Source organism: Nocardia neocaledoniensis (assembly GCF_003182135.1).
Classification (GTDB): Bacteria; Actinomycetota; Actinomycetes; order Mycobacteriales; family Mycobacteriaceae; genus Nocardia; species Nocardia neocaledoniensis.
In genome coordinates this window covers 251,048-266,265 of sequence record NZ_QGTL01000007.1, presented here as the reverse complement: position 1 = coordinate 266,265, position 15,218 = coordinate 251,048, and the positions used below count along the sequence as shown (strand labels likewise).

The 15,218-nt window shown below is 68.0% G+C and carries 23 protein-coding genes; 7 read left to right on the top strand and 16 right to left on the bottom strand.

The features are described 5' to 3' along the window. Positions 1–5 precede the first annotated feature (5 nt). Entirely contained in the window at positions 6–875 is an 870-nt protein-coding gene (locus DFR69_RS20635) for a 1,4-dihydroxy-2-naphthoate polyprenyltransferase (RefSeq protein WP_110039219.1), read from the top strand. Here the strand turns inward: DFR69_RS20635 and DFR69_RS20630 are convergent. The 6 genes from DFR69_RS20630 to DFR69_RS20605 all read right to left on the bottom strand — a co-directional run bounded on the left by DFR69_RS20630 (position 872) and on the right by DFR69_RS20605 (position 4,174). Beyond that, positions 872–1,258: a phage holin family protein gene (locus DFR69_RS20630; RefSeq protein WP_110039218.1), complete on the bottom strand. Its 387-nt coding sequence runs from the start codon at positions 1,256–1,258 to the stop codon at positions 872–874. The genes DFR69_RS20635 and DFR69_RS20630 overlap by 4 nt on opposite strands. A gap of 63 nt (positions 1,259–1,321) precedes the next feature. After that, positions 1,322–1,903 (bottom strand): Clp protease N-terminal domain-containing protein, encoded by a 582-nt coding sequence (locus DFR69_RS20625; RefSeq protein ID WP_110039217.1) that lies wholly within the window; start codon positions 1,901–1,903, stop codon positions 1,322–1,324. Continuing rightward, positions 1,903–2,124, bottom strand: coding sequence for a helix-turn-helix domain-containing protein (locus tag DFR69_RS20620; protein WP_110039216.1), 222 nt, complete (start codon positions 2,122–2,124; stop codon positions 1,903–1,905). The genes DFR69_RS20625 and DFR69_RS20620 overlap by 1 nt, the downstream gene beginning before the upstream one ends. Before the next feature lie 51 nt (positions 2,125–2,175). Then, positions 2,176–2,718, bottom strand: a complete 543-nt coding sequence (locus tag DFR69_RS20615; protein WP_110039215.1) for a dihydrofolate reductase family protein — start codon at positions 2,716–2,718, stop codon at positions 2,176–2,178. Positions 2,719–2,774: 56 nt separating this feature from the next. After that, positions 2,775–3,860: an L-cysteine desulfhydrase Cds1 gene (gene cds1 / locus DFR69_RS20610; RefSeq protein WP_110039214.1), complete on the bottom strand. Its 1,086-nt coding sequence runs from the start codon at positions 3,858–3,860 to the stop codon at positions 2,775–2,777. Beyond that, complete coding sequence (locus DFR69_RS20605; RefSeq protein ID WP_110039213.1) at positions 3,857–4,174, bottom strand: DUF4229 domain-containing protein; 318 nt, start codon at positions 4,172–4,174, stop codon at positions 3,857–3,859. The genes cds1 and DFR69_RS20605 overlap by 4 nt, the downstream gene beginning before the upstream one ends. Positions 4,175–4,338: 164 nt before the next feature. Here DFR69_RS20605 and DFR69_RS20600 point away from each other — a divergent pair, with 164 nt between their 5' ends. The 3 genes from DFR69_RS20600 (at position 4,339) to DFR69_RS20590 (ending at position 5,567) form a co-directional block, all read left to right on the top strand. Further along, positions 4,339–4,548 (top strand): BldC family transcriptional regulator, encoded by a 210-nt coding sequence (locus tag DFR69_RS20600; RefSeq protein WP_019049435.1) that lies wholly within the window; start codon positions 4,339–4,341, stop codon positions 4,546–4,548. 115 nt (positions 4,549–4,663) lie between these two features. Then, a complete protein-coding gene (locus tag DFR69_RS20595) occupies positions 4,664–4,849 on the top strand; it encodes a hypothetical protein (protein ID WP_110039354.1) in 186 nt (61 codons plus the stop codon). Positions 4,850–4,913: 64 nt separating this feature from the next. Then, positions 4,914–5,567, top strand: coding sequence for a hypothetical protein (locus DFR69_RS20590; protein ID WP_244198372.1), 654 nt, complete (start codon positions 4,914–4,916; stop codon positions 5,565–5,567). Between the two features lie 7 nt (positions 5,568–5,574). Here DFR69_RS20590 and DFR69_RS20585 read toward each other — a convergent pair whose 3' ends face one another. The 3 genes from DFR69_RS20585 to DFR69_RS20575 form a co-directional block, all read right to left on the bottom strand. Further along, positions 5,575–5,817 (bottom strand): hypothetical protein, encoded by a 243-nt coding sequence (locus DFR69_RS20585; RefSeq protein ID WP_146229374.1) that lies wholly within the window; start codon positions 5,815–5,817, stop codon positions 5,575–5,577. An 80-nt stretch (positions 5,818–5,897) separates the two neighbouring features. Next, on the bottom strand, positions 5,898–6,305 hold the full coding sequence (locus tag DFR69_RS20580) for a hypothetical protein (protein ID WP_146229373.1): 408 nt from the start codon (positions 6,303–6,305) through the stop codon (positions 5,898–5,900). Positions 6,306–6,369: 64 nt separating this feature from the next. Further along, a complete protein-coding gene (locus tag DFR69_RS20575; protein ID WP_244198371.1) occupies positions 6,370–6,858 on the bottom strand; it encodes a DUF4189 domain-containing protein in 489 nt (162 codons plus the stop codon). Positions 6,859–7,050: 192 nt separating this feature from the next. Between DFR69_RS20575 and DFR69_RS20570 the strand changes: the two genes are divergently transcribed. Further along, the gene (locus DFR69_RS20570; RefSeq protein WP_110039210.1) at positions 7,051–7,464 is read left to right on the top strand and encodes a hypothetical protein; all 414 of its coding nucleotides are present in this window, start codon (positions 7,051–7,053) and stop codon (positions 7,462–7,464) included. Positions 7,465–7,640: 176 nt separating this feature from the next. Beyond that, complete coding sequence (locus DFR69_RS34110) at positions 7,641–8,156, top strand: hypothetical protein (protein ID WP_146229372.1); 516 nt, start codon at positions 7,641–7,643, stop codon at positions 8,154–8,156. 81 nt (positions 8,157–8,237) lie between these two features. Here the strand turns inward: DFR69_RS34110 and ccsB are convergent, their stop codons facing one another. From ccsB to hemL, 7 genes are read right to left on the bottom strand one after another with little or no spacing between them, the layout of a single operon-like run. After that, positions 8,238–9,200, bottom strand: a complete 963-nt coding sequence (gene ccsB, locus DFR69_RS20565; protein ID WP_110039209.1) for a c-type cytochrome biogenesis protein CcsB — start codon at positions 9,198–9,200, stop codon at positions 8,238–8,240. Continuing rightward, positions 9,200–10,828 (bottom strand): cytochrome c biogenesis protein ResB, encoded by a 1,629-nt coding sequence (resB, locus tag DFR69_RS20560; RefSeq protein WP_110039208.1) that lies wholly within the window; start codon positions 10,826–10,828, stop codon positions 9,200–9,202. Before resB ends, ccsB begins: the two co-directional genes overlap by 1 nt. Then, the gene (locus tag DFR69_RS20555; RefSeq protein WP_110039207.1) at positions 10,828–11,640 is read right to left on the bottom strand and encodes a cytochrome c biogenesis CcdA family protein; all 813 of its coding nucleotides are present in this window, start codon (positions 11,638–11,640) and stop codon (positions 10,828–10,830) included. The genes resB and DFR69_RS20555 overlap by 1 nt, the downstream gene beginning before the upstream one ends. Beyond that, positions 11,640–11,807, bottom strand: coding sequence for a hypothetical protein (locus DFR69_RS34555; RefSeq protein ID WP_167456343.1), 168 nt, complete (start codon positions 11,805–11,807; stop codon positions 11,640–11,642). Before DFR69_RS34555 ends, DFR69_RS20555 begins: the two co-directional genes overlap by 1 nt. 56 nt (positions 11,808–11,863) lie before the next feature. Continuing rightward, on the bottom strand, positions 11,864–12,505 hold the full coding sequence (locus DFR69_RS20550) for a TlpA disulfide reductase family protein (protein WP_186817461.1): 642 nt from the start codon (positions 12,503–12,505) through the stop codon (positions 11,864–11,866). Beyond that, on the bottom strand, positions 12,502–13,194 hold the full coding sequence (locus tag DFR69_RS20545; protein ID WP_373867098.1) for a histidine phosphatase family protein: 693 nt from the start codon (positions 13,192–13,194) through the stop codon (positions 12,502–12,504). The genes DFR69_RS20550 and DFR69_RS20545 overlap by 4 nt, the downstream gene beginning before the upstream one ends. A 29-nt stretch (positions 13,195–13,223) precedes the next feature. Beyond that, the gene (gene hemL, locus DFR69_RS20540; RefSeq protein ID WP_110039206.1) at positions 13,224–14,561 is read right to left on the bottom strand and encodes a glutamate-1-semialdehyde 2,1-aminomutase; all 1,338 of its coding nucleotides are present in this window, start codon (positions 14,559–14,561) and stop codon (positions 13,224–13,226) included. Between the two features lie 196 nt (positions 14,562–14,757). Between hemL and DFR69_RS20535 the strand changes: the two genes are divergently transcribed. Further along, positions 14,758–15,144, top strand: a complete 387-nt coding sequence (locus DFR69_RS20535) for a hypothetical protein (protein ID WP_110039205.1) — start codon at positions 14,758–14,760, stop codon at positions 15,142–15,144. Positions 15,145–15,218: the final 74 nt, after the last annotated feature.

Below are 15,218 nucleotides of genomic sequence, written 5' to 3'. Positions count from 1 at the left end.
GATCCATGGCTACAGCTGCGGAATGGATCGAGGGCGCCCGGCCGCGGACGCTGCCCAACGCGATCGCGCCGGTCATCGCAGGCACCGGCGCGGCCGCGTCCATCGATGGCGCCGTCTGGTGGAAAGCGGCGCTGGCGCTGCTGGTTTCGCTGGCGCTGATCGTCGGGGTGAACTACGCCAACGACTACTCCGACGGCATCCGCGGGACCGACGACGTGCGCGTCGGGCCGCTGCGCCTGGTCGGGTCGAAGCTGGCCTCCCCCACCGCCGTCCGCACCGCCGCCGTGCTCAGCCTGGCGGTCGGCGCGGTCGCCGGGCTGGTGCTCGCCGTGACGACGGCCTGGTGGCTGGTCCTGATCGGCGCCCTGTGCCTGGCAGGCGCGTGGTTCTACACCGGCGGCAGCAAGCCCTACGGCTACAGCGGTTTCGGTGAGATCGCGGTCTTCGTGTTCTTCGGGCTCATCGCGGTGCTCGGCACCCAGTACGTGCAGGCGCTGCGCGTCGACTGGGTCGGGCTGCTGCTGGCGATCGCCATCGGATCGTTCTCCAGCGCCGTGCTGGTCGCCAACAATCTGCGCGACATCCCGACCGACACCGAGGCCGGGAAGGTCACGCTCGCGGTGAAACTCGGCGACGCGCGCACCCGGACCCTGCACCTGGTGCTGCTCGCGGTGCCGTTCGTGATCAGTCTCGCGCTGATCGCGCGCACGCCGTTGGCGTTGGCCGGACTGCTCGCGCTACCGCTCGCGATCCGGGCCAACGCCCCCGTGCGCACGGGCAAGGGCGGGTTGGAACTGATTCCCGCCCTGCGTGATTGCGGCCTGGCGATGCTGGCGTGGTCGGTGCTCAGCGCGCTGGCCGTCGGGTTCGGCTAGTCGTCGCCGTCCGGGACGATGATGCCGAGGACCCAGTTGACCAGCGAGATGATCACGCCACCCCACAGGGCCGCCCAGAAACCGTCGACACGCAGGCCGTAGTCGGACAGTTCGGTGATCTTCGCGGTCAGCCAGAGCATGCCCGCGTTCACGATCAGCAGGAACAGGCCGAGCGTGAGGATCACGAACGGGAGGGACAGGAGCTTCACGATCGGCTTGATGACGGCGTTCACCGCGGTGAACACCGCCGCGACGATCAGGATCACCAGGGCCTTGCCCCAGTTGCCCGAGTCCGCCGGGGTCAGGATGTCGATCTTGTCGATCCACGCGGCCGCTGCCCAGATGGCAATGGCGTTGATGACCAATCGAATGGCTAGCTGCATACAGCCATGCTAGGCCGGAATTCGGACATCACACCGGGTCTGACACACACCGGCGGCAAGAATTCACGCCGCGCGGTCGAGCATCCCGTCGATGTCGGCGCGCAGCGCGGTCACCGCAGCGCGCCCGCCGAGCAGTGCGGCCGAGCCCGCTTCGTCGGCCCGCAGCACGCCGAGCAGGAGGTGGGCCGCGCGGATCTCGCGGTCCTTGCGATGCACCGCCTCACGCAGGGAGAGCTCCAGCGACTTCTTGGCGGCGGTCGTGAAGGGGATGTGTCCCCAGTTGCCGCCGAGCAGCCTGCCGAACACGCCACGCTTCGGTTCGGGTTCGGCGTTGTCCCACGCGTCGGCGCCGAAATTCTCGGCGACGCTGGCCTGCACTGCGGCGAGGTCGATGCCGACCGAGCGCAAAGCCTCGGCGTCGTCGATCCCGAGCGGGTCCGCCTGCGCGCGTTCAGCGACGCCGGCGCGCACCTGTGCGGCGGTGATGCCACGCGCACTCAGCACGGCGGCCAGGCCGGGATCGGCATTGCCGACGAGACTGATCAGCAGGTGCTCCGGCCCGATCCGCTTCGCGCCGAGCTCCCTGGCCTCTTCCTGCGCCAGCACCACGGCCGTGCGGGCATGCTGCCCGAACCTCTCGAACATCAGCGGGTCCCACCTTTCCGGTTGTGTTTCTGATGGACCGCCTGCTTGCTCACCTCGAGCGCCTCCGCGATCGCCTGCCAGGACCAACCGTTGGCCCTGGCATTGGCGACCTGGATGGCTTCGAGCCGGTCGGCCAGCCTGCGCAGCGCGAGGACGGCCCGCAGGCCGACCGCCGGATCGGGATTGCCCGCCGCCGAGGCGAGTGTCGTTGCATCGGTCATGTCGTCAATTTTGATTGACGACATGAGCCGTGTCAAGAAAAATTGACGATCTCAGCTCAGGTGATAGACCAGCTTGGCGAACTGACCCAGCTTGGCCACGTCCACCAGTCGCAGACGGTCGGAGAGAATCCGGCGCGGCAGCAGCGGCGCGCCGCCGCCGAGCGTCACCGGCGTGACGCCGACGATCACCTCGTCCAGCAAGCCCGCGTCGGCGAACTGGCCCGCCAGCTCACCGCCGCCGACGATCCAGATGTCGCGACCTTCCGCCGCCGCGATCATCTGCTCGTGTACCGGGCCCACCTCGCCCTGCACGAAACGCACGTTCGCGCCGGGGATCTCGGGCAGCACACGATGGGTGAACACCCAGGCGGGCCGGTCGCCGTAGTTCTCGCGCCAGTCCTCCGGCGGATTGTTGGCCGCCATCCATTCGTAGGTGGTCGCGCCGAGACACAGCGCGCCGACCTCACGCAGGAAGTCGTCGATGTCGCTCGTCGCGGTGTCGGCGTCGGCCACGGCCATCAGCCAGTCGAGTGAATTGTCGGCGTCGGCGATGTAGCCGTCGAGGCTGCTCGCGGTGTAGTAGCGGGTCGTCATGAAGACCGATCCTCACATCGAAACCTGACACCGCCGGTCAGGTTTCGGCGCGCGGATCAGCCGTTCCAGCGACCCGTCGCCGCGAATTCGGTGAGGACGGCGGTGGGACCGGTGAGATCCAGCTGCTGGCCCTCGACCCAGGCGTCGTCGAAATAGGTGCCCGCGTAGCGATCCCCACCGTCGCACAGCAGGGTGACGATGCTGCCGCTGCGGCCCTCCCGCAGCAACTCCGACACCAGATGGAACGCGCCCCACAGGTTCGTGCCGGTCGACCCGCCGACGCGCCTGCCCAGGACGGCGCTGGCGTGGCGCGCGGTCGCCACCGATGCCGCGTCCGGCACCACGATCATCCGGTCGACCACCTGGCCCACGAACGACGGCTCGACCCGGGGCCTGCCGATGCCCTCGATCCGCGACGGCATGCCCGTCTCGTAGCCCGCGTCACCGGTCTCGTAGCCGCCGAAGAACGCCGAATGCTCGGGGTCGACGACGGCCAGCCTGGTCGCGTGCCTGCGGTAGCGGATGTAGCGGCCGATCGTGGCACTGGTGCCGCCGGTGCCTGCACCGACCACGATCCACTCCGGGACGGGATGGGTCTCCAGCGCCAGCTGCTGGAAGATCGACTCGGCGATGTTGTTGTTGCCACGCCAGTCCGTGGCCCGCTCGGCGTGGGTGAACTGGTCCATGAAGTGCCCGCCGGACTCGGCGGCCAGGCGCTTGGCCTCGGTGTACATCTCCGGCGCGCGCTCGACGAAATGACAACGGCCACCCTGGGCTTCGATCAGCGCGACCTTCTGCGGCGAGGTACTCGCCGGCATCACCGCGACGAAATCCAGGCCGAGCAGCTTGGCGAAGTACGCCTCGCTCACCGCCGTCGACCCCGACGACGCCTCCACCACCGTCGTACCCTCGGTGACCCAGCCGTTGCAGATCGCGTACAGGAACAGCGACCGCGCCAGCCGGTGCTTGAGGCTGCCGGTGATGTGGGTCGACTCGTCCTTGAGGTACAGCTGCACCGGCCAGTCGGCGGGCAGGGGGTAGCGCAGCAGGTGGGTGTCGGCGGAGCGCTGGGAGTCGGCGTCGATCAGCCGCACGGCGTTGTCGACCCAGTCCCGCGGCGCGCTGCGGTCGAGGTACTTCACGCCTCGTCGTCACCCCGCAGCCGGGCCCGCAGCTGCGCCTTGTCCTGCCTGCGGCGGGCGTCGACGATCGCGATGTCCTCGTTGACGCGCGTGCGCAGCTTCTTGAACAGGGTCAGCGACAGCGGCATCGCGACAAGCAACGCGAACAGCGCCGCTACGATGATCGGCACCTCGACCCCGATGAGGTACGCCACACCCATGATGGCCGCGGCGATCAGCACGACGAGCCCGAGCCGGGCCAGCGTGTAGAGGGCCAGATTGCGGACCAGCCGCTTCCCCGCGCCAGAACCTTGCTGACCAGTTGCTTCACTCACCAGAACAGCCTAACCCCAGCACAGCTGGACTGATGAGGCCCTGTTCGCGGCTTTTGTCTATTACTTCCCCTTTACCAACAGTAGGTGGTTCGACTAGGTGGGGGTCGCAGTGCGACGATGACGCCATCTGATGAGGGAACTGTCGAGAACGGGAGAGGTTAGCTATGACTGCGATCACCGTCGGCGGCCAGGACACTCTGCTGACACCAGGCCAAGTGGCCGCAATGTTCCATGTAGACCCGAAGACCGTCACTCGGTGGGCCCATGCGGGCAGGCTCGGTTCGCTGCGCACGCCGGGCGGACATCGCCGATTCCGTGAGTCCGAGGTTCTGCAGTTGCTCAAATCGCTCACCACCGAGGCAGCGCCCCGCTGACTCCCTCCGGCCGACGCGAGTCCGCATGGGCTCGCGTTCGCCGGAAATTTCCCTTCCGTTGCTCATGTGCACACGGCGCGGACACGGCTACCCTCGATAGCAGGAGGTGAGCGACGTGACGTACCTGTTGGCACTCATCGCGATCGTGGCCGTAGCGGTGCTGTGCTGGAAGGCGTTCGGCCCCGAGAAGCCCCGCCCGCATTCCGGCCCCGGCCGCAGACCCATCCTCGGCCCCGACGACGATCCGGAATTCCTCTGGCGCCTCGGCAAGCAGCACCGCGACGACTCCGGCGACCACTGAGGCGTGAGCTCTGGCACATACCCCCCGGTGCACCGTGAAAAACCTGAATAGATAACGTATTCCGGTGATCGATGTGCAGCAGGGTTCCATTCCGACCACTTGGCGCGCGGCCGACGGCAGCGCCGTGACGTTCACCGAGGCCAGGTCGGCGTGGACTCGCGCGGCACACGAGGTGCTCGCCGAGACCGCGACCCGGTTCAACAACTTCATCGTCAACACCGAGCTGGCCGAGCTGGTCCAGGAGGAATCCGGGATCCGCACGCAGGTCAAGTGGCAGCACTGGCTGCCCGTCGTGCTCGACCGGGTCGCCGAGTACTGTCACAAGAACAACGAGCCGCCGCTGAGCGCGCTGTGCGTGCGCAAGAACCAGACCGTCGGCACCGGCTACCGCTACATCCTCGAACTCGCGGGCCTGCCCATCCCCGACGACCTCGAGATGCACGCCGCGGCCGCCCGCTGGCAGTGCTATCAGCACTACGCCACCGACCTCCCCGCCGACGGCGGCCTGCCCACCCTCACCCCCAAGGTCGCGGCCCTGCGCCAGCAGACCACCCAGGCTCTGGCCACCGCCGAAGCCGCGGAAGCCGCCACCAAGCCCAAGCGCACCTCCGCCTCCTCCCCCCGCGTCACCGTCCCCAAGCCGGAACCGGTCCGCAAGCCCGTCTGCCTCAACTGCCACGTAGAACTCCCGGCCAACAAGATCTGCTACTACTGCTGATCGCGGGTCATGGCTCGATATCGACGGCGCGCACAACAAAGCGGACCCGACCGGTCGTCGACTCCGACCAGCGCAGGTCTACTTCGCAACGGCCGTTCTCGAGGTGGTCGACGAGATCGACCTCGATGTGGCACGGAATCGGATACTTCGCGGCGGAACGCAGCTCATGTGGGGCCGACGGGAAGATTGGCAGCTTGTCGACCACCGCATGTGCGACGCCCTCGGCATCGGTGAATTCGACCTCGATCACGCCGCCCGCGGTGACGTCATCCGCGACCCATCGCTTGGCTTTTCCCCGCAGTGTTGCCACGCAGGGATTGTTCCACCGAACTACTCGCTCGGGCCATGTGGAGCGATGCCGAAGACCGTCTCCACGGCCTGCCAGAACAGCGGCACCGCGTCGTCGACCGGGGCTGTGTACTGGTTCGGGTGGGTTGCCGACAGGCATTCGATCACCACGGTGCCGTCGGCGACCGGGACCAACGATCCCGGAGCGCGGACGACGACCTCCTCGATCGCCGTTTTTGCTACGGGATGGGTCGTGACGATGATGTCGAGCATCGCCATCGTGGCGGCCAGCTCCTCAGCTCGACCCGAGCGCATCACGCTGTCCACGATGGCGGTCAGATGCCGAGCCCGAGAATCCCCGCCGGTCATCTCTTGAATCCAGCGCGCGACTTCGCTCCACGGCAGGACGGGGAACTCCCCCGTCCACGGACTCAACCTGTCTGTCCTCACCAGCCGAGCCTAGCCGCCTCGTCCGGGAAGTCCCGGGCCCCAAGAGTTCCGGGACTTCCCATCCTCAGGAGGCGTTGGCCGTGCAGACGACCTCGCTGATCTGGGTGTCCGACTTGTCGGCGGAACCGACGTTGGCCAGGAATGCCGGCGGGTGGAACCTGGCCAGGCTGGTGTGGGCAGCGAACAGCGCGGCCGAACTGTTGAAGCCCGCGCCGGTGCCGACCGCGCCGTCGGTGTAGACGAGCGCCCCGCAGCCGTCGGACCAGTCCACCAAGACGATGCAGTCGGAGGCACCGTCGAAACCACACCAGAACAGCGCTTCGTCGATCGCGTCTTCGCGGCTGAAGGCATCGACGCTGGTGCCGTAGTACCACTGCTCGCCACTGAAAGCGATTGCCCCGTAGAGGTTCTCCTCCGCATTCGCCGCACCGGCACCGATCACCGACCCGGCCGCAAGACCCACCGCCGCCGCCGCGACAACAGCCTTACCCATGACCTTCATCAAGTACTTTTCCTCTGCGAACACGCGTGGACATGAAATCGCACGAATCATCGCGGATATCTGTCCGTTTCGCCCAGAGTTCGCTGGGAGATCACACCACCCGCCACACTGCTATGACCTCGTGCCGCAGAACCGAAGCTTGGACTCGCACAGCTGTGCAGATCCGAAAGATCACTGATCTGATGATGACTACCTGTCCGATGCGTCTGCGCCCAGTCGCCGCGGCCATGGTGAAGTAGCGGGATGGAGAAACCTGCGGACCTCGATGCACATTTCGCCGGGCTTGGACGGGCCAGGGAGTGGGACCCGTTGGACCCAGACGATCCGACAGAGCGCGAGTACCTACTGCAATTTGCCGCGCGCCCAGGCATGTTCATCGGATTCACCACCGTCCGTGGTGTGACGTGTTTCCTGGAAGGTTACGACTACGCCGCACACCGGTTCGGGGGCCGAGGACTGGACGGCTTTCGCGAGTGGCTTCTCACCAACCACCTTCTTCGCGAGAGCAGCCTCTCCTGGTCGAGCATGATCACGCAAATCGCATTGCCCGAGCGAGACGCTGAAACAGATTTCACTCCCGAGCAGGAAGTTCGCATCCTCGAGGTGCTGTTCGACCTGCTCGATCGTTTCCTCGCGGAACGTGAATCCATTCAATGACCCAACGCCCTGCAAGTCAGTGCCCGAGTGATAGACGCTGGTATCTCAGGCCCGCATAGCTGTCTCGAAGCGCGAGGTGGTCACCGAAACCGGGTAGCCAACCACGACCGTCAGTGACATGATCCAGCGCGGTGACAGAGCGGAACGGTTGGTGGATTGTTGTGGCGGATCTTGACATGGACACGATTGAGCGATGGGCCGCACAGGTGTCCTCAGCGGCACGCGATCGCGTGGTCTCCCGGCACATTGATGAATTCGGGCTCATCGCGGAAGATCTGCAAGATCCCGGCCAGCTACTTGCCAGCTGCGCGCGCGCCTTCGCAGCACTCTGCAAGGGTGTCGACTGGCCGAATCGAGTTGGTGTCGCGGCAGGTCTGGTCCTTCCGCTAGAAGAAACGCTTGTGCTGCCGTCGCAGAAGTCCCTGCGTGCGGGAATCGACTTCCTGCGTGGGCACCTGCACCGAAAAGAGGCACCCGGTCTCTACCTTCTGCCTGCGAACTACCTGAACCAATGGTCTGACCGCGACGAGGACTATCGCTACCCTTTCGATCCCCGAAGTGTTGTGGACATTCCAGTTGATTCGGCGTTTGTCCGGTACAGCAGGAGCGCTGCCGACTTGGTAAACGACGACGTCTACTCTGCGGCGATCTATCTGATCCGATCGGCCGCGGCTACTACGCGTCGCTGCTAAGCCGTACTCACTTTGTACCGAAGCCGATCAGCAGCCAGCAGCCGATGACAGACACGACCCGAACGCGCTGGTAGAAGCCGTTTAAGTCAGACCGGCGTAGCTGTGCAACCCGCTGATCACCATGTTGATGATGAAGAGGTTGAAGAGCATGGCGACGAAGCCGGCGATGTTGATCCAGGCGGCCTTGGTGTCGCGCCAGCCCGAGGTGGCTCGGGCGTGGAGGTAGGCGGCGTAGAGGACCCAGGCGATGAAGGAGCAGGTTTCCTTCGGGTCCCAGCCCCAGAAGCGGCCCCAGGCGGCTTCGGCCCAGATGGCGCCGAGGATGACGCCTGCGCCGAAGAGGGGGAAGCCGATGATGGTGGTCTTGTAGGCGAGCTGGTCGAGGGTGCGGGCGTCGGGGAGGCGGCGGGCGATGACGCCGAAGATGCTGTCGGACTCCTCGCCGGCGGGCTGGCGCATGCGGTAGAGGTACAGCAGGCTGGCGACACCGGAGACGAGGAAGACGCCGCTGCCGACGCTGACGATGGTGACGTGGATGGGCAGCCAGAACGAGCGCAGCGCGGGGACCACGGGGGCGGCGTCGGCGTAGAGGACCGTGCCGGCCAGGAACATCAGGATCAGCACCGGGACCAGCAGGAACACCCACATGGACCGGTAGCGCTGCTCGCGCAGGAACCACAGACCGATCACCACGGCGGCCGCGGTGGCCATGGTGGTGAACTCGTACATGTTGCCCAGCGGGAAACGGTTGGTCGCGAAGCCGCGCAGGACGATCGAGACGACGTGCAGCACCGCGCCGACCACCAGCACCGAGAACGCCATGTTTCCGAGCCGTTCGGCGGTCGGCTTGTCCGGCGTCTCGATGCGACCGGGCAGCGACGGGTCGGCGGGCGCGCCCGCGGGCACGAGCTCGCGCGCCGCGACCTGCTTGGCCCGCGCCGAGGCGTACTGCACGAGCAGCAGCACCAGCGCCAGGGCGTAGATCGCCATGGCCGACATGAAGGCGAAGTCGCTGTAGCGCGCCACCGTTTCGTCGATCGGCATCAGTTCTCCGTTCCCAGCAGGCGCGCCCGCAGCCGGTCGAATTCGCCGCCCCAGCCCGCCTGATCGCTTCTGGCCAGACCGCCCATCTCTACTACGGTCCGTCGTTGATCCACGGTACCCGCCGCTTCCTCGGCCGGGTACGCCCGCACCCAGATCCGGCGCCGCTTCACCAGCAGCGAGACCAGCAGACCGGCCATCATCGTGAGCGCGGACACCAGCACCCACTGCTGCGCGGGGTCGTGCGAGACCTGCAGGTTCACGAATTCCTTCGCGCCGTCGAAGGTGACCTTCGCACCACTGGGCAGCGTCGTCGACTCACCGGGGCGCAGGTTCACGCGAGCCTCCTTGGTGAGGCGGCCCTGCTTGATCATCTCCGAGTCCAGCGCGAACAGCGACTGCGAGCGGCCGGTGTCGAGACCGGTGTTGCCGCGATAGATGTCGACGGCGACGGCCGGATCGTCCATTCGCGGGAACGACGAGGTGAGCAGGCTGCCGTGGAACAGCGCGGTCGGCGCGAACAGGCCCTCGATGGCGATCTGGTTCTGGCGGCGTTCCTCGTCGGTGGCGTACATGCCGCCGGGCGGGTCGATCCGCAGGACACCGCTGGACAGGAAGGTCTGCGCGTCGTCGGGACGCCACTGGATGGTCTCGGTGCGGGTCTCGCCGTTCGGGAAGGTGACGGTGAACGTCGGCGCGAAACCGTGGCCCTGCAGATAGACGCGGTCACCCTCGACGCGCAACGGATGGTTGACCCGCAGCTCGGTGTCACGCCAGGTGTCGGTGCTGAGATCCTCGCCCGCCTGGTACTCGATGTTGGAGGTGAACATCTCGGCCTGGCCGGTGGGCAGGTAGTCGGCCTTGAAGTCCTTGACACGCACGCACAGCGGCGTCATCCCGGTGCCGTCGTTGACATTGCCCGCGCGGAACGAGTCGAACACCGCGGGCGAGGTGGTGCAGAACCCGGGCCCGCCGTCGGCGATCACGATGACATTGCCCTCGTAGCCGAACAGCTTGCCGAGCGCGATCGAGGCGAGCAGCCCCACCAGCGACAGGTGGAACACAAGGTTGCCGAACTCGCGCAGGTAGCCCTTCTCGGCCGACAGCGTCACCTCGCCGTCGCGCTTGCCGGGGCGGATCTCGGTGCGCCAGCCGCGCAGCTGTCCGCGCGCCCGGTCGACGATCTCCTCGGCCGAGCCGTCGACGGTCTCGCTGGAGTGGTGCGGCAACCGGCCCAGGTTGCGCGGCGCTGCGACGGGCGGCGTGCGCAGGGCCTTGTAGTGGTCCCAGCAGCGCGGCAGGATGCAGCCCACCAGCGAGATGAACAGCAGCACGTAGATGGCGGTGAACCAGAAGCTGCCGAACACGTCGAACAGCTCGAACCGGTCCATCCACGGGCCGAGCGTCGGCCGGTCGGCGATGTACTGCTCGACCTTCTGCGTGTTCAGGCTGCGCTGCGGCAGCAGGGCGCCGGGGATCGCGGCCAGGGCCAGCAGGAACAGCAGCACCAGCGCGGTGCGCATGCTGGTGAGCCCGCGCCAGGTGTTGCGGACCAGCGCCCAGGCCCGGCCCGGCAGCGACTGCCGAGCGGGCGGGGCGGGGGTGGTGGGAGGAGTCAGTGTGTCAGTCATCAGATCGGGAGAGTCACCTCGGAGACGAACCCGTCGCGCACCCAGCTGACGAACTGGTCCCAGGCCCCCGTGACCAGAGCGACGCCGACGACGACGAGCAGAACACCCCCGATTACCTGGATGGTGCGCGAATTGCGCCGCAACCATCCGACCCCGCGCAACGCACCGGCCGAGCCGAACGCCAGCACCACGAAGGGCAGGCCGAGCCCGAGGCAGTACGCCACGATCAGGGCGACGCCGCGCGCCGCGGTGGTGCCGTCGGTTCCGGCGGACACGGCCATCACGCCCGACAGCGTCGGGCCGAGGCACGGCGTCCAGCCCAGCGCGAACACCCCGCCGAGCAGCGGGGCGCCGATGATGCTGGTGAAGCGGCGCGGCTCCATCCTGGTGTCGCGCTGCAGCGCGGGCACCAGACCGATGAACACCAGACCCATCAGGATCGTCACCACACCGCCGACGCGCTGCAGCAGCTCCCGGTTGACGTTGAGGGTCTGGATCAGGCCGAACACGGTGGCCGTTGCCAGCACGAACACCACCGTGAACCCGGCGACGAACAGTCCGGCGGCACCGGCGACCCGCAGCTTGGCGCTACGGCGCTGCGCGGTGAGCGTGCCGACCTGGGCGACGGAGGCGGGCGGCGCCTCGGCGCCGACCAGCCCGGCCAGATACGACAGATACCCCGGCACCAACGGCACGACACACGGTGAAGCGAACGACACCAGGCCCGCGAGCAGGCAGGCACCCAGCGCCAACAGCAACGGACCCGATGCCGCGGTCTGCTGGAACGAATCCCCGACTGCGGCGAGCACCATCACTCTGTGGTGTCCTCGTCACGCTGCTCGTCGCGGGGCAACGACAGGGTGCGCTCGGTCTCGGCCGGTTCGGCCGGACCGAAATCGAACAGGCCCGCACCGGCGACACTGCGCGGGACGGTCGCAATGCCCGCCCAACGATCGTCGACGGTCCAGCCAGCTCCCATGCGGCGGGCACCCTGGCGGGGGCGACACGCGGTCAGATTTCCGGGACGACGACGGCTCACTGCTTCTCCTCGGCGGCGATGCGCTCGACCACGGGCTGCAGATCCTCTGCCAGTAGCGAGCGAAGGAAGACCGCGGCGACCCGGTGCTGACGATCCAGGATCAACGTGGTCGGAATGACACTGGTGGGAAAGTTTCCGCCGAGCGCGAGCAGAGTTCGCATCGACGGGTCGTAGATGGACGGGTACTCGACCTTGTTGTCCACCACGAAGTCCTGAGCTTTGTCGCGCTGGTGGTCGCGGACGTTGATGCCCAGGAACGCGACGCCCTTGTCTTTGGTCGCCGCGTAGACCTTTTCGAGCGCGGGCGCCTCGGCGCGGCACGGGCCGCACCACTGCCCCCACAGATTGACGACCACGATCTGGTCCGGGAAGTCCTCGACCGAGACGGTCTTTCCCTCGTTCATCAGATCGGGTCCGGACAGCTTGCCGATCGTGCCGCGCTGGGCGGGCGGATCGTAGAAGATGTCGGTTTTGCCACCGGGCGAGACGAACTCGAAGGTGCCGCCGCCGGTGGCCACCGCGTCGGTACCGGTCGAACAGCCCGCGGCCGCGACGATCACGAACAGGGCGGAGACGACGGCGGTCACCGCCCGCAGCCGATGGCTGCGGACGGGTGCCGAGGCGGTGGAGCGTGTCATGCGCCGTGGACCGAGGGGTCGGAGGCGCCGGCTGGCTCGGAGTACACGATGTCGACCAGCGTATCCCCGTGGTAGACCAGCGAGGTCAGCGAGGCCAGCGAGCACTGCCGGTTGCGCGGGTCGTGCCAGAGCCGCTGGCCCTGCAGGAACCGGCGCAGCGTCCACACGGGCAGCTGATGCGAGACCAGCACCACCTCGTGCCCGGCGCCCTCGACGCGCGCCTTGTTGACCGCGGCCAGCATGCGGTGGGCGATCTGCAGGTACGGCTCGCCCCAGGACGGAGTGAACGGGTCGCGCAGTTTCCACCAGTGCCGCGGCTTGCGCAGCGCGCCGTCGCCGACCGAGACTCGCAGGCCCTCGAAGGTGTTGCCGGCTTCGATCAGGTTCTCGTCGGTGCGCACGATGACGTCGTGGGCGGCGGCGATCGGGGCCGCGGTCTCCTGGGCGCGCTGCAGCGGGGAGGCGATCACCAGGGAGATGTCGTGATCGGCCAGCGAGCGGGCGACGGCGGCGGCCTGCGAACGCCCGGCCACCGACAGGCTGAAACCGGGCAGGCGGCCGTAGAGGATGCCGTTCGGATTGTGCACCTCGCCGTGGCGCAGCACGTGCACGATGGTTTCCACGGTCGCCGGGTCGTCGTCGAGGGCGGGCGGTGCTGCGGCGGGCGCCGGGTGCGGCGCCTCGTCGATGGCGAGTTCTGCGTCGGGCTGGTCGGAGCTCACGCTGGGGATCCTTCGGGGGTTGCGGCCGCGGCCGCGAGGGCGGCGGCGGGCAGAGCGGCGGCGATACGGTCGAACGCGTCCTCGTCGAGCGCCGCGGAGACGAACCAGGCCTCGAACGCGCTCGGCGGCGCGTACACACCCGCGTCGAGCAAGGCATGGAAGAAGGCTGGGTAGCGCCAGGTCTGGCTCGCCTTGGCGGCGGCATAGTCGGTCACCGGGCGGTCGGCGAAGAACACGCTCACCATATTGCCTGCGAACTGGACCTGGTGCTCGACACCCGCTTCTGTCAGGGCTTTCGCGAACAGCGCGCCGAGCCGGTCGGCGTTGCGGTCCAGCGCCGTGTACACCTCGGCGTCGGCGGCGCGCAGGGTCGCGAGCCCGGCGGCGACGGCGACGGGGTTCCCCGAGAGCGTGCCCGCCTGGTACACCGGGCCCAGCGGCGCGAGGTTGTTCATGATCTCGGCGCGGCCGCCGAACGCGGCGGCGGGCAGGCCACCGCTCATCACCTTGCCGAAGGTGTAGAGGTCACCGGCGACGCCCTCGCGGCCGTACCAACCGGACGCGCTCACGCGGAATCCGGTCATCACCTCGTCCATGATGAGCAGCGCGCCGTGGTCGTGCGCGAGCGTGCGCAGGCCCTCGTTGAAACCGGGCAGCGGCGCGACCGCGCCCATGTTGCCCGCGGCGGCCTCGGTGATGACGCACGCGATCTGGCCCGGATGCGCCTCGAACGCGGCGGCGACAGCGGCCAGATCGTTGTAGGGCAGCACGAGGGTGTCGGCGGCCTGCGCGCCGGTGACACCGGGCGAGGTCGGCAGGCCGAGGGTGGCGACGCCGGAGCCCGCGTCGGCCAGCAGCGCGTCGACGTGGCCGTGGTAGCAGCCGGAGAACTTGATGATCTTGGACCGGCCGGTGAACCCGCGGGCCAGCCGCACGGCGCTCATGGTGGCCTCGGTGCCGGAGTTGACCAGGCGCACCCGGTCGACCGGCTCGACCCTGGCGGCGATCGCCTCGGCCAGCTCGATCTCGGCCTCGGTCGGCGCGCCGAAAGACAGTCCGCCGGTGGCGGCCCGCTGCACCGCCTCGACGACGGCGGGATGGGCGTGGCCCAGGATCATCGGGCCCCACGAACACACCAGGTCCACGTACTCGTGGCCGTCGGCGTCGACGAGGGTGTAGCCGTCGGCCGAGGCAATGAAGCGGGGCGTTCCGCCGACCGAGTTGAACGCGCGGACCGGGGAATTGACACCACCTGGGATCACCGAAGCGGCCCGCTCGAAGAGCTGGGCGGAAACCGGCACCGATGACCTGGTCGCGCGCGCGGAAGAACTCACGGATTCCAGTCTCTCAGCTCGCCTCGGCGCGCCGGACGACAGGGTGGGGCACAGTGACCCAGACCGCAGCGACCCACCGGCGACACGCCCGACACGCCGCCGTCGCGGGCCGATGATGTCGATCCGGGTGCGCTGGCCTGCGGCTACGCTGCGGGCTGCTCGCGCACGTCATCAGCAATCAGCGGAAGGGTATTTCATGCGTTTCGGCGTCACCAGCACTGCCCTCGGTACCGGGTTCGTCGCCGCCGGAGTGATCCTCGGCGCCGGCTCGGCCGCCGCGTTCGCGCCCCAGGCACAGCCGGATCGGATCGGCGCCCAGCTCAACCACGAGGAGACCGTCGCGCTCGGCGCGGGGCCGATTCCGGCGCTCACCGCGATGTTCGTGCCTGCCAACCGGATCGGCGCCGGGCTGCACAGCGAGACGAATCTGCACCGCGACGCCGACGGCGGCATCCGCGCCACCCTGCGCCAGGTGGTGACGGAGGCGGCGAGTCATCCCGACGGCACCGTCACCGTTTATCTGAACGCGCCGGGCGCGCGCGGCGGCCGCGTCGTCGACGTCTACCAGCAGTGGGCCGGCTAGGTGTACTGACCACGGACGTTGGTAACGGCGTGGCGAGCTGACATGGCGAAGACCTCCGAGTGAAGTGCGAGCTG

What these genes read in the sequence shown, in the direction of transcription:
- DFR69_RS20630 (WP_110039218.1), bottom strand. Translation starts at nt 1,258, where the DNA reads ATGCAGCTAGCCATTCGATTGGTCATCAACGCCATTGCCATCTGGGCA.
- DFR69_RS20535 (WP_110039205.1), top strand. Translation starts at nt 14,758, where the DNA reads ATGCGTTTCGGCGTCACCAGCACTGCCCTCGGTACCGGGTTCGTCGCC.
- DFR69_RS20555 (WP_110039207.1), bottom strand. Translation starts at nt 11,640, where the DNA reads ATGGTGCTCGCCGCAGTCGGGGATTCGTTCCAGCAGACCGCGGCATCG.
- ccsB (WP_110039209.1), bottom strand. Translation starts at nt 9,200, where the DNA reads ATGCCGATCGACGAAACGGTGGCGCGCTACAGCGACTTCGCCTTCATG.
- DFR69_RS20635 (WP_110039219.1), top strand. Translation starts at nt 6, where the DNA reads ATGGCTACAGCTGCGGAATGGATCGAGGGCGCCCGGCCGCGGACGCTG.
- DFR69_RS34555 (WP_167456343.1), bottom strand. Translation starts at nt 11,807, where the DNA reads ATGGGAGCTGGCTGGACCGTCGACGATCGTTGGGCGGGCATTGCGACC.
- DFR69_RS20625 (WP_110039217.1), bottom strand. Translation starts at nt 1,903, where the DNA reads ATGTTCGAGAGGTTCGGGCAGCATGCCCGCACGGCCGTGGTGCTGGCG.
- DFR69_RS20620 (WP_110039216.1), bottom strand. Translation starts at nt 2,124, where the DNA reads ATGACCGATGCAACGACACTCGCCTCGGCGGCGGGCAATCCCGATCCG.
- DFR69_RS20575 (WP_244198371.1), bottom strand. Translation starts at nt 6,858, where the DNA reads ATGATTCGTGCGATTTCATGTCCACGCGTGTTCGCAGAGGAAAAGTAC.
- DFR69_RS20550 (WP_186817461.1), bottom strand. Translation starts at nt 12,505, where the DNA reads ATGACACGCTCCACCGCCTCGGCACCCGTCCGCAGCCATCGGCTGCGG.
- DFR69_RS20615 (WP_110039215.1), bottom strand. Translation starts at nt 2,718, where the DNA reads ATGACGACCCGCTACTACACCGCGAGCAGCCTCGACGGCTACATCGCC.
- DFR69_RS20570 (WP_110039210.1), top strand. Translation starts at nt 7,051, where the DNA reads ATGGAGAAACCTGCGGACCTCGATGCACATTTCGCCGGGCTTGGACGG.
- resB (WP_110039208.1), bottom strand. Translation starts at nt 10,828, where the DNA reads ATGACTGACACACTGACTCCTCCCACCACCCCCGCCCCGCCCGCTCGG.
- DFR69_RS34110 (WP_146229372.1), top strand. Translation starts at nt 7,641, where the DNA reads ATGGACACGATTGAGCGATGGGCCGCACAGGTGTCCTCAGCGGCACGC.
- DFR69_RS20600 (WP_019049435.1), top strand. Translation starts at nt 4,339, where the DNA reads ATGACTGCGATCACCGTCGGCGGCCAGGACACTCTGCTGACACCAGGC.